This window comes from Pseudozobellia thermophila (genome assembly GCF_900141855.1).
In the GTDB taxonomy this organism is placed as follows: domain Bacteria; phylum Bacteroidota; class Bacteroidia; order Flavobacteriales; family Flavobacteriaceae; genus Pseudozobellia; species Pseudozobellia thermophila.
Map to the genome: position 1 here is coordinate 1 of NZ_FQYU01000031.1, position 1,189 is coordinate 1,189.

The 1,189-nt window shown below is 35.7% G+C and carries 1 protein-coding gene; it reads left to right on the forward strand.

Annotation, left to right across the window (positions count from 1 at the left end):
* Nucleotides 1–158 precede the first annotated feature (158 nt).
* Nucleotides 159–1,106 (forward strand): NAD(P)-dependent alcohol dehydrogenase, encoded by a 948-nt coding sequence (locus tag BUB37_RS21235; RefSeq protein ID WP_072996085.1) that lies wholly within the window; start codon nucleotides 159–161, stop codon nucleotides 1,104–1,106.
* The last annotated feature ends 83 nt before the right edge of the window (nucleotides 1,107–1,189 follow it).

Below are 1,189 nucleotides of genomic sequence, written 5' to 3' on the forward strand. Positions count from 1 at the left end.
GCATACCTCGCAACTCGCCATAGCCGTCTGGCCGTTGTGTGTCATTCCCCACATCAGAAACCGATTAAGTCCTATTGATAACGTAAAATCTGATTGGGAAAAAGGGCTGAAAATCAATGACTAATTTTTACGTTAGTCAGAATTTAGAGATAAAAAATATGAAAGCAGTAATTTACACAAAATATGGCTCTCCAGATGTCTTAAAATTGGTAGATATCGCAAAGCCCGAACCAAAGGACAATGAGATTCTTGTCAAAATATGCTCAACTACTGTCACTTCTGGTGATGTGAGATTACGCAGCTCAAATTTCCCGCCATTAGTTTGGCTTCCTGTGAGGTTGATTTTTGGTTTGTTTAAGCCCAAAAAGGAAATATTAGGACATGAATTTTCGGGTATAGTAGAAGCAATTGGTAAAGATGTCACCAAGTTTGAAATTGGAGATGAAATTTTCGCCACACCAACAATGCTCAATACCGGTTCTTATACAGAATATATTTGCATACCACAAGAAAGAAAAAAGGGAGTGCTTGGATTAAAACCAAAAAACCTTAGCTTCAAGGAAGCTGCAGCAATTCCTGTAGGTGGAATGACTGCTTTGTTTCTACTAAATAAAGCTAAACTTGGTAAAGGACAACATATATTAATTTTTGGTGCATCAGGAAGTGTGGGTAGCTACGCCATCCAAATTGCTAAAGAACAAGAGGCAACAGTTGTGGCTGTTTGTAGTAGTTCCAATTTTGAGATGGTTAAATCACTTGGAGCAGATAGTGCAATCGACTATAAGAAAGAGGATTATTCTTTGTCTGAAGATAAGTTTGATATCATTTTTGATGCGGTTGGAAAAACTTCAAAATCTAGAGCAAAGAAAGTATTGAAACAAGGAGGTAGTTTTATTTCGGTGAAATCACTGACAAGCCCGAAACAAGAACATCTAGATAAATTGAAAGAACTTACTGAAAAGGGAAAAGTAAAACCATATATAGACAAATGTTTTCCACTTTCTGAAATCATAGCTGCTCACGAGTATGTTGATAAAGGTCGAAAAAAAGGAAATGTAGTCATTGAAATAATAAGTTCAACGAACACACAACAATGTATCCTATGAAAAGCCATAGTCCAGTTCTCTAAAGTTAATCAATATTTTCTTTTTGCCTTAAACCACCTTTTTTATTTTAAAATAACTTGCTC

Bases quoted from the DNA above. Each gene is read 5' to 3' on its own strand.
- BUB37_RS21235 (WP_072996085.1), top strand. From the start codon at position 159: ATGAAAGCAGTAATTTACACAAAATATGGCTCTCCAGATGTCTTAAAA.